This window comes from Streptomyces misionensis (genome assembly GCF_007896895.1).
GTDB classification, from domain to species: domain Bacteria; phylum Actinomycetota; class Actinomycetes; order Streptomycetales; family Streptomycetaceae; genus Streptomyces; species Streptomyces misionensis_A.
In genome coordinates, this window is sequence record NZ_VOGW01000121.1 from 47,118 (window position 1) to 60,848 (window position 13,731).

Genomic DNA, 13,731 nt, shown 5'->3' on the forward strand with positions numbered 1-13,731 from the left:
CATCAACACGGTGGAGTGCCCGAGCGGCCCGCGTGGTGATCCGCGGGTTCGACTCCCGCCACGGCCGTGCGGACGACAACTCAACACGGCCGTGTGCCCGAGTGGTTTAGGGGCTCGCCTGCAAAGCGAGTTACACGGGTTCGATTCCCGTCACGGCCTCTAGGCGTTGACCAGGCAAAAGGAAAGGGCGGCACCTCATCTGGGGTGCCGCCCTTTTGGTCGCCCGTCTCAGTTCCCGTCTCAGTTGGCCGGTACGAGCGCGCCGGCAGCGTCGTCGCCGTCGTCCGGCCGGTCCGTCTCGGGCTTCCAGATCAGACCGTCGACCTGCCTCGCGATGTCGGCCCGCACGGCGTCCACCATGTGCTGATACCGAGCGGCCATGGCGGTGGTCGACCACCCCATGAGACCCATGACGGCCCTTTCGGGCACCCCGAGGATCAGCAGCACCGTGGCGGCCGTGTGGCGCGCGTCATGCAGACGCCCGTCACGGACGTTCGCCTCTATCAGTAGAGCCTTCCATTCGGCCCAGTCTCGGCGGTGGGAGGGGGTGCGGCCATATTCGTCGGCGAATACCCAGCCGCCCTCATCCCAGCGGTTCCCGGCCGCCTCCCGCTCCGCGTCTTGCGCCTCGCGGTGGGCCCGCAGTAGGTCCACAAGCTGTTCCGGCAGCCCGACCGCCCGGCGGCCGGCGCGCGACTTGGTGGTGGAGATCTCCGGGTTGGTGCGTCGCCTTTGCGGGCAGTACCCGGCGGCCTTGCGTCCGCAGGGCTCCACGCACCCGTGCGCGTACTGCGGCCGGTGGCGACTGCGGCGGACAACCAGGAACCCACCCTCAAGGTCTACGTCCTCCCACCTCAGGCCGAGCACTTCCCCCTGCCGCAGACCGAGGGCGAGGGCGACGGCCCAGCGTGCCGAGTTGCGGTGCCGATCAGCGGCTTTCAGTAGACGCTGCACCTCTGCCACGGTGTACGGCTCCACCTCGTACTCCCCCACCTTCGGAGCCTTGGCCAACTGAACGGGGTTCTTGCCGAGATGACCGCGCCGTACCGCCTCATTGAGGGCGGCCCGGAAGGTGCGGTGCACCTGGTGGGCGGTCGCGGGCTTGCTTCCGTTGGCCTGCATCTTCGCGTAGAAAGCCTCGATGTGCTCGGGCTTGAGCTTGTCGAGACGGTGGGCACCCAAGCCGGGAATCAGGTGTTTCCGCACGGCGACCCGGTAACCGACCATCGTGTTGTCGTTGACCGCCAGGGGCGCGACGTTCTCAATCCAGTGCGTCAGCCACGCCTTGACCGTCCACGCTTTGCCGGGCTTCTTCACGGTCTTGGCATCGCGCTGCTTCTCCAACTCGCGAACGGCGGCAGTCACCTCAGCGCGAGTCTTACGTTCGACATGCCGACGGTCCGGGGTGCCATCGTCGCGGACGCCGACGGTGACGCGGCCGTGCCATTTGCCGTCCTTGCCGAAGTAGATCGAGCTGCGACCGTTGGGCTGTCGGGTGCGCTTCTTCTTGTCCTCTGCCACAGGCAGGCTCCTGTTTCTTGCGCGTCGGGATGGAGGCCGGGGCGGCGGGCTGTCCTGTCCGGGAGTGCCGCCACCCCGGACGTCGTCAAGCAGCGCGTTGGGCGTTGCGGAGACGGGTTGCGTACGCGGCCGGCGCGTCGACCGGGACCCTGCGGAGTCCGCCGACCATGACGGACTCCAGTTCGCCGGTGCGGATGAGTGCGAAGCATGTGGTCCGGCCGATGCGGAGTCGGCGGGCAGCTTCCTCGACCTTGAGGAAAACGACGGTCGGGTCGTCGTCCGCAGGGGTGGCGGGGGTGACGTGTTCGTCCAAGGCTCACTCCGGTGGGGCTGAGTTCATGGGCAAGTGCCGCCGCACAAACCGCAATATCCGCAGAAAACCCGGGGATGCTGGTTGACCTGCGGTGTTGCGGTGTGCGGGTGGTGCTGGGCAGTGCTCCGCAGAAACCCGCGGTATTCCGCAAAAATCAGGGGCGGCCGTCGACCGGCCCCGGTGGCGTGGGTGGTGCTCGGATTTTTGCGGAATATCGCGGGATTGTGCGACGGGCCCCTGGCATGGTCGGGGCGGGGACCGCGCCGCAGGTCAGCGGGGGTGCCGGGGTTTATTGCGATTTCGCGGTTTGTGCCGGCGGGGTCGTGGGTGCGGGCAGGTTCACCGGCCGCTCTGCCGGAAGTGCGGGTGTACCTGCAAGCGGGGCGCGGGGGGCCTGCCTCGCTTGCCGGTGCGCTCGGGTTGGTAGGACCGCAGGTATCCGTGGTCTTCCAGCAGCGCGAGGGCGGGTTCCAGATCGGCGACGGTGGGCACCTCGCTGCGGGACAGCACAGTGAAGAGGTCCCGCCGGCTGACGTCCTCCCACCGGTTGTCCCTCAGCGCTTCCAGGACGCTGCGGGCGCGGGACAGGACCGGGTCGGCACCCATGACGTCGAACACGGCGAGGGCGTGGGCGGTGTAGTAGTCCCCCAGCTCGATGGCCGCGCGCATGGTGTCTTCGGTGACCGGGTGGGCGTAGCCGTTGCCGCCGTGTTCGGCGAGGTGCAACAGTGCGGCCATGCGTGCGGTGGCCCCGGCGAGCTTTCCGGCCCAGTTGGAGATGTGGCCCAGCTTGCCGCCACGTGCCTTGAGCTGCGGTTCGATGCGCTTCTGATAGTCGATCAGCGCCGCGTCCGCTTCCGGGGCGAGCTGGATGACGGCAGGGTCGGTCCACTCCGCCAGGGACAGGGCGAGGTCAATGACCCGGGCGGTGTAGGTGGCGGCCGTCTGCTCGGGGACCGGGTCGGTGATGATCTCGCGCTCACCGACCGTGGACACCGGCAGGGAGTACAGGAAGCGGGCCAGCAGCCCACGGCCCTCGAACCCTTTCACCTTCCCGATGTCCCGCAGCACGTCCGGCTGTACGGCGAGGCCGATGGTCAGCGCGGGGGCGTCGATGTACTCGCGGCGGGTCTGCCGGTTCACCCTCAGCCGATCCCCGGCATGCCCCTTGAGGAAGACCTCCATGTTCGGGGCCCCGGAGTAGCGGCCGGCGATGATGTCGAAGATGCCGCCCTCAGCGCTCATCACCGACAGCCGGCCGCCCTGTTCCGCCATGAGCGAGGTGACCGTCTCGGGTGTCGAGTCGTCCGCCAGCAGCACCGGCTCGGCGGGGACGGTGAGCGTGTCAGCGGTCTGCGCGAGACCGACGGCGGCGGCCACCATCTCATCGCGCTTGTCGACGTCGGCGGACGCGGCTTTGGCAGCAGCCTTGTCCGCCGCTTCCTTGGCCAGCCGTGCCGTCAGCTCCGCTTCCACGATCACGGGCTGCATGGCCGTCTTGAGCTGCTTTTCCGCCTCGTAGAGGGGGTTGGTCAGCAGCGTGAACACGGCGGACTTGCGGTTGGCGGGCGGAAGCGCGACCACGGTGTAGAGGTTGGTCGGCTCACGCCAGTTCCCGCGGACGTGGACCACCGACCGGCCGCCGGCCGCCGTGGCGAGCACCGCGAGGGCGATCGATCCGGCAAGGTCCACCGGGGTCTGTGTCTCCTCCGCGACGGCCGTCACGAACTCCCCCAGCCAGGCAGGGAAGACGTGGGCGGGAAACGGGGGACGCTCACGGCGGCCGGTGAGGGGAATCGGCTCCTCCCACACGTCCGGTGCCGCGTCGTCCACGCCGGGCGGTTCCTCCAGGGTGGGCAGTCCGGCCCACAGGTCGGGGCTGTCCACAGGCTGTGGCGTCATGAGGCGGCCCTCCCTTCGGCGATGGTGGTGTGGGGGCAGACGCCGACGCTCACGCGGGCGGTCAGCCTGATGACGGCGGCACGGCCCCGGGCCCGCTCGTGGTGCCCGCAGGCACAGAGCCAGTCCGCGACCGGTACGCCCGCACACTGGATCTGAAGCCCCGGGGTGATGCCGGCGACGGTGACCGTCTGCGGGTCAGAACCAACGGCAGAAAGGACGCCCTTACGGGCGCCGCCCTTCGGTTCGCCCACCGGCCGTCGTGGCGGGCCCTGTACGGCGCCCTGAGGGCCGTTCGCGGGGATTCGTGGTGCTTTGTTCATACCGCGCGCTCCACAGCCGTCTCAAGGCCGTTGGCGACCGCGCGGCGGGCGTAGGGCTCCGGGACGCCCACAGATACGGCGGCGGCCACGATCTCCTCGCCGATGGCCGCGAGTCCGCACGGTCCGGGGCACGCGGTGTGCTGTGCGGCGAGGAACCGGGCGACGCCGAACGCCTGTGAGCCGGCGCCGGATTCGGTGCGGGCCCGTACGAGGGCGAGGCCGCGTTCCAGGCCGGTGCGGACGTAGCGCTCGGTGTGGCAGCACCCGGTGGCCACCGACCGGCCCCACGTGGGACGGGCGGGGAGAGAAGAGGCCACCTCCCCCGGGGCGGGGGTGGTGTCTTCCTTCTCCACCAGGGCGCGCACGGCCGCCGGGAGAACGGCCATACGGCCGGCGCCGGGCCCGAGCCAACGGACGTACTGCATGGTCGACTTGATGTCGACGCCTGGGCGGACCGCATTCGAGGACGGCATGGTGCCCCGGTAGATCCAGTGCTCGCCCCGCGTCGTCGGCACGGTCCGCGTCGCGGGCAGGGTCTCTCGGGCCCATTCGACGGCCGCCGCGTTGTCCAGGTCCACCACCGTCAGCCCGGCGCCGCCGGGGTGATAGGCGACGGCCACCGCCTCATGCCACACCGGCACCCACGCGGGGGATGCGAGAACCCGCGGGTCGGTGGTGGCGGCGGCCCAGGCGTGGCAGGGGGCGGGGCACTGGCAGGGGCCTGCGTTCTTCATGTTCGGCCGGTCACCGCAGGCACTGCGCGCACACGCCGGGCAGTTCCCGAACGGGAGCTTCCCCGCCCGCAGGGGCAACACCGGGACACCAGCCGCGGCGAGGCGCAGGGCCGTGCGCAAGAGGCCGTTCGCGGCATTCAGATGCGGCAGGGGGGCAGACACTCGCTGAATGTCAGGGGGTTGGGTCATGCTGGGTGTCTCCAGTTCGTTGCGAGCGGGCTGGTGACAAGGGCGGCCCCGCGACTTTGGCGAGAGGGGGGCCGCCCTTGGCGTAGCTAGAAGGGCGGTTCGTCGCTGTAACCGGCCGGGCCCCACGGGTCGCGGGAGCCGCGGCGCCGCAGCCAGCGGGGCCGGCGGGGCACGGGCAGGAGGGTCCAGCGCCGGTGTTCGTTCCAGCAGTGGCAGGGCTCCCAGTCGGTGCCGGCGTACTCGCCGGTCTCGTCGTCGCCGTAGTGACGCTGGGCGCCGCCCACGCCGTCGCAGTCGGGGCAGTCGGGGTGGGGAGTATCGGTGAGGATCAGCGCGTTGTGGGGCCATGTGGCGCGCTGGATGCGGAGTCGCACGGGGGCTTCCCTTCGGTCAGCGGGTGAGTTCGTTGCGGTTGCGGGCGATGAGCCCGTACGTGGGGGCGGTGATGGTGTTGGTCTGCTGCCGGACCGGTCCGGCGTAGTGGTGGTGGGTGACGGTTTGCGTGGCCTTGAGTGACCGGAGGGTGGCGCCGATGGCGGCGGCGACCGCGGCCACGGCGGCGATCGGGAGGGTGACGAACAAAACGCTGGTCAGGGTCACGGCAGCGAATCCCTGGCAGGCAAGCCAGATGCCGCAGCCGACTCCGACGCAGGTGGCGCCGACGCCGATCCCAGCGACCGCCGTGCCCGCAGCCCAGGCGGGGACGATCCGGCGGTCCGGCTGCGGGACCGGGGGCGTGGGGCCGTAGGCGGGCAGCGGCGTCTCGTCGCGGTATGCGGTCGGTATCTGCGGCGCGGGCCGGTAGGCGTCTTCGATGATCCGGCGGGCCTCGGTGACGGCTTCAGCCTCAGTCATGCGCGGCTGCCAGGCCGCAGAGTCGTGGTCGGGCATGGCGGGCTCCTGCCGGGGTTCAGGTGAGGTGGCGGGCGGCGTCGGCGAGTGCGGCGCAGACGGCGCGGATGGTTCCTGCGGCGCCGGTGCCGGCGGTGAAGAAGCCGAACAGGAAGAGCACGAGGGCGCTGAACGGGCCGACGTAGCGGCCCCGCAGCAGAACGAGGGCCAGCACCCCGAAGAGGGCGGCGGCGGAGAGGGACAGGATCACGAGCGGCCTCCCGGAAAGCGCGGCGGGCAGCACCCTGGGTCGGGGTGCTGCCCGTGCCTTGTCTTGTCGTGTTGCTTGTCGTCTGGCTTGTCGTGCGGCTTGTCGCTTGTCTTGTCTTGTCGCTTGTCGCCTTGCAGGTCACAAGCCGTTTCCGGGCCTCCAGGCCCTCCCCGTACGGCTTTGTTTTCGCAGGGCGACAGGCGACAAGTGATCAGTCCTCGTCGGGCCGGTGGGGGGCGTGGCGGCGGTGGACGTAGCGGGCCTTGGTGCCCTCTCCGACGCGGACCGCGATGCCGTCCTCCGCCCACGCCTTGAGCCAGCCGACGACCGTCTGACGGGTCGTGCCGTGCTCATCGGCGAGCGCGCGGGCGATCGCCGATGCCCCGGTTCCTTCCGGGCCGGCGGCGAGCAGAGCGGCGAGTGCTGCCTGCTGTGCGGGGTTGTCCTGCTCGCTGCGCAGCGCGGACAGGTTCAGCCCGCCCGACGCCGGCGGTGGTGCCTGGTTGGGGTCGGGGGCGGTGGCGAACTCGGCGTCGATCTGCTCGCGGAACTGGCGCAGGATGTCGTCTTCGGGCGTGCTCTGTTCGGTCGGCCTGTCGCTGCGCAGTGCGGAGAGGTTCAGGCCTGACCGGCTCGCGCCCGGCCCTGCCGCCGACCCCGGCGCCTCCTCGACTACGTGGTCGTGCATCCAGGCGGTGCGGTCGGCGTCCCAGCGGCGGGCGTAGGCGGGGCCGGCGGCTTTGGCGGAGATGTCGTCCAGGCGGGGGTGCCGGTCGGAGGTGGCGGCGATGATCTCGCGGATCTGGTTGGGCTTGATCCGCCAGGCTTTGAACAGTCCGGCCGGGGATTCGGGGGTGGCCATGAACCCGGCGCCCTTGTAGGGGGCTTGCTCGACGCGCAGTCCGCGGGTGCCGGGGAACATCTTGGACAGGTCCATGCCCTCGGTCTCGCCGCCGGTCAGGGCGACGCGGACCTTGGCTTCCCGCCGGATCATCAGGTTGCCCAGCACGCTCCCGGTCGCACCCAGGGCGGTCAGGACGGTGCGCACGCCCATGGCGCGGGCGATCCGGATGACTTCCAGAATCTTCTCCCCGAGCTTGCGCATGTCACGGTCGCCGCTGGCCAGGATCTCCGCGCCCTCATCGATGACCAGCATGATCTGCGGGACGGCGGGACTGATGGGCAACAGGTCGGTGTTGTGGCGGGCGAGGAGGTCCTGGTAGCCCATCTTGCGCTGCTTGGCCACCTTGATAGCGGTGTCCAGCATGGTCACGGCTTCCTCGAACGTCCCCGCGAGCCAGTCGATACCCGGTCGCACGGGCCCGCCGCCGGGCGCGTGGATCTCCCCGTTCAGGGCGGGCAGAACCCACGGCAGGCCGGCCGACCCGGCGTTGAGGTCGACGACCCAGGTCAGCATGTCCTCGGCGCGGGCGAACCCGGCCAGGATCGTGTGGACCATGTTGGTCTTGCCCGAGCCGGTGGGACCGACGATCAGCGCGCACTGTTCACGCAGGTGAGCGCGGATCTCCTCGGCGGTGGTGCGGTAGCCCCAGGGGATACCGGTGTACACGGACAGCGGCCCGTACTCGGACGGGTAGGTCCGCTCCTGCTCCAGCACGTTGACCGTGGTCACGTCGATGATGACGCGGCCCTGGTGGATGCCAGGGGACGCGGTGGCGGTGCAGCCGTGCGGCAGTCGCGCGTCCGCGGACAGCCGCGGTGACTCGGCTGCGATCTTGCTCCAGGTGGCGCCGCCGGGCGGGAGTTCGGCGTCGATGGAGTAGCCGGTGCCGGTCTCCCACCTCTCGACGCCGACCACGCGCACGGTGATGGAGCACACCCGCTGGATTCGGTCGATCCACTCGGCGGCAATCGTCCGGCGTTCGGCGGACAGCTCGGCGTTGATCTGCCGCTGCTCGGCCGCGATCGCCTCTTCCTCGCGGGCTTCTTCGTGGAGGTTGGTGGAGCGGGTGGCGGCGCCGATGCCGACGCCGATGGTGGCCAGCGAGCCGAGGGCGGCCCAGGTCAGCGGGCCGTGGGTGATGGCCCAGGTGGTCCAGCCGGCGCCGACGAGCCAGGACGCGGCGCGGGTGGCCAGGGTGCGGCCGGCGTTGCGTGCGCGCAGCCCGGCCACGGTGTGGCCCAGGGCGCCGGCCGCGCCGACCGCGAGGGCCCAGCCGGGGGGCATGCCGGTGGCGGCGCCGGTGGTGGCGAGGGCGAAGGCTCCGGTGGTGGCGGACAGGGCGCCGGTCACGGGTCCGTGACCGGCGCTCCAGTCCAGTACCGGGCCACTGTGGTTGGTGGCGGGGGTGGTCATGGTCAGACGTTCCAGCCCTTCTCGGCTTCGTGGCCGTTGCGGGGGTCCTCGTGCCGGGCGATGTCCTGTGCGTGGACCTGCCGGAACAGCGGGCCCATGTCCTCCGCGACCGCGACGGCGCTCATCAGGGCGCCGAAGATGTCGTTGAACCCGGCGGCGACTTCCTTCTCTAGCGGGAACTCGGAGTCGGAGCGCTCGGCGAGGATTCGCATCACGTTCGCCACGCTGGCCAGCGCAGCCGGGAGCCCCTCGACCATGGCCAGGATCTCCATGCAGTCCTCGGGGTCGTAGGAGTTGGCGGCCTGCTCCATCTCGGCCGCGGCCTCTTCGAACCGGAAACCGGACACGTTCTCTCCTTCACTCACCTCGGGTGTGCTGTTGACGGGCACCGTGGCCGCGGGCCGCTCGACGCTGTCCGCGATCCCGCTTGTGCCGTCCTCGGCCGCCTCCTCATCGGCGGCGGCCTCCTGCTCTGCCATCTGCTCGCGGATCGCCTCATCGCGGGCGGCGCGCTCTTCGGCCGCCACCCCGGCCAGCCGCCGGAACAGGCGCCGGCCGGGGTGCATCAGCCACGGCAGGCCGAGCCTGCGGCCGAGCGGGGTGGTGATGAGTCCGAGCAGACCGACCGGCAGCGCGAGCAGCGCGGCCAGCAGCCGGCGCCCGTGGAACCTCGCCGCAGAACGCCGCAACGCCTGACGGGCCGCCCGACGCGCCGGAGCCCTGCGCAGCCCCGAACGCCGCGCGGCGAGGGTGCCGTCGGTTCGGGCGTCGCGGCGGGCGCGGTGCCGGGCGACCGCGGCGTCACGCACAGCACGGGCCCTGCGGACAGCGCCGCCCAGCAGGCGGCCGGCAGCGCTCCCGCCCCTGCCCAGCCGCTGATTGCCTGCCATGGTCCGGGCGTTGCGGCGGGCGGCGGCCACCGCACGCCGCGCGGCCGAGGTCTGCGCCCGCCGGTCGGCACGCGACCCGCCCGCAGCATGCTGCGCATCGCGCAGGGCCCGTATCTGCCGCACACGGCCCGCACCCTTGCCCATGCCGTCGGCTGCACGCTTCAACCTGCCGTGCCCAGCCGACCCGCCCTTGCCCCCACCAGCGGCGGTGCTGGAGTGGCGGGCGGTGGGGCGGGTGCCGTGCTGGCCCCGCCCACTGCCCGACCTCCCGCCGGAACGGCCGGTGCGGCGGCCGGCCGAACCGCTGCCGGACCTGCCGCCCGCGCCGGTCCCGCCGTGGCGCAGGCCCGCACTGCGGGCTGCACTGCGGCCGGCCATACGGGCCGCTGCCCGGCGGGCGTCGCGGCGAGGGCTGGGCCTGCGGGAGCGGGCGGCGGCAACGGTGCCCAGGACAACGGCACCGGTAGCGGCGACCATGGCCGCTACCGGGCCACCGGCCAAACCGGCGGCAGCGACCGCGCCCACAGTGCTGTTCGCCCCGGACAGGGCGAGCGGGACGACCGGCCAGCCACCCGGCGTGTGCTCCACAGCCGGGGCAGTCGTGGCCGCGGTGGTGGGTGTGGAGTCGGGCGGTGGGGGTGGTGTGGCCGGTGCCTCGATGGCTACCGGCTCGGTGCTGAGTTCCGTCATGCTGAGTGCACTCCTTTGGGGAGTAGGGCCCGGCCGGGGCCGTAGGAAGTTGCCGGCCGGGCCTGCCGACTGGACTTAGGCGGCGCGCTGTTCATCCGGGTAGGCGCAGGTCGCGCAGGCGCCGAGCGAGGGCGGGATGACGTATCCGGCATCACGGCCGCACTCCGGGCAGACGCGGCGGGCGGCGTTCGCCTTGGCCAGCGCCGCCCATTTCGCGGGCGTCATCGGGCGGACCGGCTTGGCCTTCTCGATGGAGTAGAGGTAGGCGACCAGCGGGCCGCGGCGGCGCCGCGGGCGCTCGATCTGCGCGGCCACATCCTGACCACCCGGCCGAAGCCCCTGCGCGCGGAGCTGTCGGCGGGTGGCCAGCCCCTCGGGGGCCAGCCGCCAGCGGTAGACCGGGATCGTGCTCATCGGGCGTTTCCGAGCGGGAGGGGCTGTACTCGCCACAGGACCTCGCAGGCCGGGGGCAGTGCGGCCCCCGGAGTGTGGGCGGTCCATCCCGAGCGGGGCGCTCCCTCGGCTTCTGCCGCGGACTCCGCTGCCTCCGCGGTGGCGTGCACGCTGTGCAGCTCGCCACGGTGGAAGAGGACGTAGACGCGCTCAGCCCGGCCGTTCTGCTTGCGGGTGACGCGCAGCAGTGTCCGTAGTGCCTGTCGGTCCTCGGTGTCGAGCAGGGACTGAGCGCGCAGGATCTCCAGCTCGCCTTCGAGCCGGGCGGCGTCGGCCGTGGTGCGGGCGAGCGCGGCGCGCAGTTCCTCCAGGGCGGTCTCCGCGCGGATCGCGGAGTCGGTGGCGAGCGCGGCTTCCTTGCGGTGCTGCTCGCCCTCGGCGCGCGCGGCGGCGGCCTCCGTTTCCGCCTCGCTGAGGCCGGTACGTAGGGCGCGCAGGGTGCGGGTGCGGACGACGGCGATCATGCGGAAGCTCCTTCAAGGGCGGCGGTGCGCGGTTGGCGCGCGGCAAGCTGCGCGGCGCGCGCGGCACGGAAGTCCCGCAGCCAGTTCCGCGCGTTTCCGGGGTCCACCCCGAACCGCTCTGCCAGCTCCGGGGCTGTGGGCTCCGCCCCGCCGGCGGCGGTCAGGGTGTGGAGGTAGTAGGTCCAGCCCTCCTGCTTGGCGGGCGACTTCCACACCGTCACGCCGCCCTCGGTGGCCTGCTCGGGGGCTTGCGGGTTCAGGCCGGCGAGGTCGCCGCACAGCCGCTCATACAGCGCACGTGCTTCGGAGATCTGGCCGTTGAGCTGCTGCAACTCCTGAGTGCGGGACTCGCAGGCGGCCTGCGCCTGCCCTGCCCGGGTGGTGAGCGCGTCGAGTTCCAGGCGCTTGGCCTGCACCTCCTGCTCGGCCTGCCGGACCAGCTCTTCCGCGCGCTCCCGCGCGGCCCGCTCGTCCTGCCGCGCAGTCTCCGCGCGCTGCCGCGCAACTTCCTCAGCCTGCCGCGCGGACTCCACGCGGCCGGTCGCATCCTCACCCTGCTCCAGCAGGGCGGCTTGCTCCTGCCGCAGCGTTTCCAGTGCCTCCCGCGCGGCGGCCAGTTCGTCTGCCGCGCGCTGCCGCGCGGCCTCGGCTTCCTGCCGCGCGGCTTCCGCGCGCTCCCGCGCGGTCTGCGCCTGTTCGGCGAGGCTGGACGCCTCCTGCCGCTGAACGGCCGGGGTGACGGCGAGTTCTTCGATCAGCGCCAGGACCGCGGCCGGTGCGCGGTAGTCGAGGGTGGCGACCTCGTCCGCGCGGGTCAGCGCGGCCAGCCGCCGCGCCAGCGCCAACGCCTGGGCCTGGTCGGTGGCCACGTCCGCGCGGTCCAGAGCCTTCTGCGCCCTGCGCCGCCAGCGCCGCACCTTGCGGGTCTTGCCCGCCTCCAGGGCCAGGCGCAGCCGGTAGACGCGCAGCGCGGCCCGCTGCACCAGCGCAGCACGGGCGATCGCCGACGACGACGTGCGCGCGTCCAGGCCGAGCAGGGCGAACAGTTCCGCCCAGGCGTGCTGCCACAGCAGCGCGACCAGCCGGGCCGGGCCCGGCCGCGCGTCGTCGTCCTGGCCCGCCTGGACGTGGTGCAGCTTGCTGCGCAGCTGCAGCTCGATCAGCCACGCGGCGAGCGCCGGCACGGCCGCCAGCACCGGGCGGGCCCACCAGTTGGGGGCGTGCACCGCGTTCATCGACGCCGAGAAGCCGACGAGCATCCACGCCGTGCGGTGCATCAGCCGCAGCTCACGCGTCCAGCCCGCCTGCGGGTCGGCCGCGCGGTACATCATGACCAGCAGCGTCATCTCGGCCGCGTCGAACACCGCGATGAACGCCACCGCCAGTTCCGTGGGCAGCGCGCTGGTCTGGGTGGCAAAGCCCCACAGGCCATGCACGCTGACCGCCACACCACCCAGGGCGACCACGGCTTGCGGGCCGATCCCGGACAGCCACGACGACTTCCGCAGCCGCCCAACCGCCCACACCACCACAGCCAGAGCGGCGACGGCGCCGCCCAGGGGCAGCAGCCACGTCCAGGGCTGCTCGTGCAGGTTGAGGAGGGTGTTCATGCCGCCCCCCTTCCGGCCGTTCCCGGGCGGCCGGCGCGGCGCCCGGCACGGCTGGAGTGGGTCAGGTCGGGGCCGTCGGCAACGCGCCAGCCGCCCCCGTCACGCTTGGCCGTGTACATGGCCTCATCCGCCCGCCGTAACGCCAGCGGCAGTGAACGGGAGGGAAGCTCAGCGGTCAGACAGGCACCGATCGACGCCCCCACGCGGATGGTGCGGCCCCGGTAGGTGAACGGGGCGGTGAACGCCCCATGCAGACCGTTCAACAGCCACGGCAGCGTGAACGGCTCCTCCAGCGGCACCACGGCGGCGAACTCATCCCCACCCAGCCGGGCCGCCACAGCCCCGCGCTTCTCGGCGAGCGCATCGTTCAGGCTCGCCGCAGTGGCACGGATCGCCTCATCACCGGCCGCATGCCCGAAGGTGTCGTTGAGAGCCTTGAACCCGTCGAGATCGACCAGCACCACCGCCGCGTGGCGGCGGGCCAGCAGCCGGGATGCACGCCGCTCGAACGGGGCCCGGGTCCACAGACCCGACAGCGGGTCCCGGCGCGCGGCCGACAACCGGCGGCACATCCACAGCCCGTGGACACCCCACCCGCCGGCCAGCGGCCCGGCCGCCGACACCATGGTCAGCAGATCGTTCACGCCACACCCCCTGCGGTTGTGGTGGCCGGGATGTAGGTGGCGTAGACCTCGAACTTGATGCCGTAGGCCGTCGCCGTGAACTCCAGCGACGGCCGGCCACCGATCCAGTCCGCGACCACCACGTCGGGGGCGACGCCCAGCGCCTCCCGCCACGCCTCCACCGCCGCAGGGCTGTCGAGCTGCACGCTCACGTCCCGCGTGCTGTGCGCGCTGACCGTGAGGTAGGCGGCGGGAAGGTCCGGGCGAGCGAGGGCGAGGGTGGCCAGGCACGTCAGCACGGGCGACTGCGCGGCCAGAGTCGGGGTGCTCATGCGGCACCCCCGGGCAGGCTCGCCGCGGCGGTGCGGTTCGCCAGTGCCACCCGCTCCGCCAGCACCCGGTGACGGGCCCGGCGGATGCGGCGGGCGTCCAGCTCGTTCGGCGTGCGGTCCAGGGTGGTGATCTGCGCGTCGAGCAGGTCGATGTCCGCCAGGATCAGCGGCATCTCCTCCTCGATCGCGTCCAGCTCCGCGTCGGTCGGCTCGATCCAGTCGGCGAACGCGGTAACAGCGTCCTGAACAGTGACGATGTGACTCATTGGGT

15 protein-coding genes and 1 tRNA gene are annotated in these 13,731 nt (G+C 72.3%); 1 reads left to right on the plus strand and 15 read right to left on the minus strand.

Going from position 1 to position 13,731, the window contains the following annotated elements:
* Positions 1-87: 87 nt before the first annotated feature.
* A tRNA-Cys gene (locus tag FRZ03_RS21245) sits at positions 88-159 on the plus strand.
* A gap of 81 nt (positions 160-240) precedes the next feature.
* On the opposite strand, the gene FRZ03_RS21250 is transcribed toward FRZ03_RS21245, so the two are convergent.
* The 15 genes from FRZ03_RS21250 to FRZ03_RS21325 all read right to left on the minus strand — a co-directional run bounded on the left by FRZ03_RS21250 (position 241) and on the right by FRZ03_RS21325 (position 13,726).
* The gene (locus FRZ03_RS21250; RefSeq protein ID WP_146466737.1) at positions 241-1,521 is read right to left on the minus strand and encodes a tyrosine-type recombinase/integrase; all 1,281 of its coding nucleotides are present in this window, start codon (positions 1,519-1,521) and stop codon (positions 241-243) included.
* An 85-nt stretch (positions 1,522-1,606) separates the two neighbouring features.
* On the minus strand, positions 1,607-1,834 hold the full coding sequence (locus FRZ03_RS21255) for an excisionase family DNA-binding protein (protein WP_146466738.1): 228 nt from the start codon (positions 1,832-1,834) through the stop codon (positions 1,607-1,609).
* A 339-nt stretch (positions 1,835-2,173) separates the two neighbouring features.
* Complete coding sequence (locus tag FRZ03_RS21260; protein WP_398660809.1) at positions 2,174-3,736, minus strand: YfjI family protein; 1,563 nt, start codon at positions 3,734-3,736, stop codon at positions 2,174-2,176.
* Positions 3,737-4,052: 316 nt separating this feature from the next.
* Complete coding sequence (locus tag FRZ03_RS21270; RefSeq protein WP_261399283.1) at positions 4,053-4,979, minus strand: bifunctional DNA primase/polymerase; 927 nt, start codon at positions 4,977-4,979, stop codon at positions 4,053-4,055.
* Between the two features lie 86 nt (positions 4,980-5,065).
* The gene (locus FRZ03_RS21275; protein ID WP_146466740.1) at positions 5,066-5,353 is read right to left on the minus strand and encodes a hypothetical protein; all 288 of its coding nucleotides are present in this window, start codon (positions 5,351-5,353) and stop codon (positions 5,066-5,068) included.
* Between the two features lie 16 nt (positions 5,354-5,369).
* Positions 5,370-5,870, minus strand: a complete 501-nt coding sequence (locus tag FRZ03_RS21280) for a hypothetical protein (protein ID WP_146466741.1) — start codon at positions 5,868-5,870, stop codon at positions 5,370-5,372.
* A 19-nt stretch (positions 5,871-5,889) separates the two neighbouring features.
* Positions 5,890-6,081, minus strand: a complete 192-nt coding sequence (locus tag FRZ03_RS21285; protein WP_146466742.1) for a hypothetical protein — start codon at positions 6,079-6,081, stop codon at positions 5,890-5,892.
* A gap of 211 nt (positions 6,082-6,292) precedes the next feature.
* Positions 6,293-8,398 (minus strand): hypothetical protein, encoded by a 2,106-nt coding sequence (locus FRZ03_RS21290; protein ID WP_146466743.1) that lies wholly within the window; start codon positions 8,396-8,398, stop codon positions 6,293-6,295.
* A gap of 2 nt (positions 8,399-8,400) precedes the next feature.
* Positions 8,401-9,207, minus strand: a complete 807-nt coding sequence (locus tag FRZ03_RS40450) for a hypothetical protein (RefSeq protein ID WP_261399284.1) — start codon at positions 9,205-9,207, stop codon at positions 8,401-8,403.
* An 846-nt stretch (positions 9,208-10,053) separates the two neighbouring features.
* Entirely contained in the window at positions 10,054-10,392 is a 339-nt protein-coding gene (locus FRZ03_RS21300; RefSeq protein ID WP_146466745.1) for an RRQRL motif-containing zinc-binding protein, read from the minus strand.
* Positions 10,389-10,895 (minus strand): hypothetical protein, encoded by a 507-nt coding sequence (locus FRZ03_RS21305; protein WP_146466746.1) that lies wholly within the window; start codon positions 10,893-10,895, stop codon positions 10,389-10,391. The genes FRZ03_RS21300 and FRZ03_RS21305 overlap by 4 nt, the downstream gene beginning before the upstream one ends.
* Positions 10,892-12,505 (minus strand): DUF2637 domain-containing protein, encoded by a 1,614-nt coding sequence (locus FRZ03_RS21310; RefSeq protein ID WP_146466747.1) that lies wholly within the window; start codon positions 12,503-12,505, stop codon positions 10,892-10,894. Before FRZ03_RS21310 ends, FRZ03_RS21305 begins: the two co-directional genes overlap by 4 nt.
* On the minus strand, positions 12,502-13,149 hold the full coding sequence (locus tag FRZ03_RS21315) for a GGDEF domain-containing protein (RefSeq protein WP_261399285.1): 648 nt from the start codon (positions 13,147-13,149) through the stop codon (positions 12,502-12,504). Before FRZ03_RS21315 ends, FRZ03_RS21310 begins: the two co-directional genes overlap by 4 nt.
* A complete protein-coding gene (locus tag FRZ03_RS21320; RefSeq protein WP_146466748.1) occupies positions 13,146-13,460 on the minus strand; it encodes a hypothetical protein in 315 nt (104 codons plus the stop codon). The genes FRZ03_RS21315 and FRZ03_RS21320 overlap by 4 nt, the downstream gene beginning before the upstream one ends.
* The gene (locus FRZ03_RS21325; protein ID WP_146466749.1) at positions 13,457-13,726 is read right to left on the minus strand and encodes a DUF6284 family protein; all 270 of its coding nucleotides are present in this window, start codon (positions 13,724-13,726) and stop codon (positions 13,457-13,459) included. The genes FRZ03_RS21320 and FRZ03_RS21325 overlap by 4 nt, the downstream gene beginning before the upstream one ends.
* Positions 13,727-13,731: the final 5 nt, after the last annotated feature.

Excerpts from the sequence above, each read along its gene's own strand:
- FRZ03_RS21260 (WP_398660809.1), bottom strand. The coding sequence starts at position 3,736 with ATGACGCCACAGCCTGTGGACAGCCCCGACCTGTGGGCCGGACTGCCC.
- FRZ03_RS21270 (WP_261399283.1), bottom strand. The coding sequence starts at position 4,979 with ATGACCCAACCCCCTGACATTCAGCGAGTGTCTGCCCCCCTGCCGCAT.
- FRZ03_RS21280 (WP_146466741.1), bottom strand. The coding sequence starts at position 5,870 with ATGCCCGACCACGACTCTGCGGCCTGGCAGCCGCGCATGACTGAGGCT.
- FRZ03_RS21290 (WP_146466743.1), bottom strand. The coding sequence starts at position 8,398 with ATGACCACCCCCGCCACCAACCACAGTGGCCCGGTACTGGACTGGAGC.
- FRZ03_RS21300 (WP_146466745.1), bottom strand. The coding sequence starts at position 10,392 with ATGAGCACGATCCCGGTCTACCGCTGGCGGCTGGCCCCCGAGGGGCTG.
- FRZ03_RS21305 (WP_146466746.1), bottom strand. The coding sequence starts at position 10,895 with ATGATCGCCGTCGTCCGCACCCGCACCCTGCGCGCCCTACGTACCGGC.
- FRZ03_RS21310 (WP_146466747.1), bottom strand. The coding sequence starts at position 12,505 with ATGAACACCCTCCTCAACCTGCACGAGCAGCCCTGGACGTGGCTGCTG.
- FRZ03_RS21320 (WP_146466748.1), bottom strand. The coding sequence starts at position 13,460 with ATGAGCACCCCGACTCTGGCCGCGCAGTCGCCCGTGCTGACGTGCCTG.
- FRZ03_RS21325 (WP_146466749.1), bottom strand. The coding sequence starts at position 13,726 with ATGAGTCACATCGTCACTGTTCAGGACGCTGTTACCGCGTTCGCCGAC.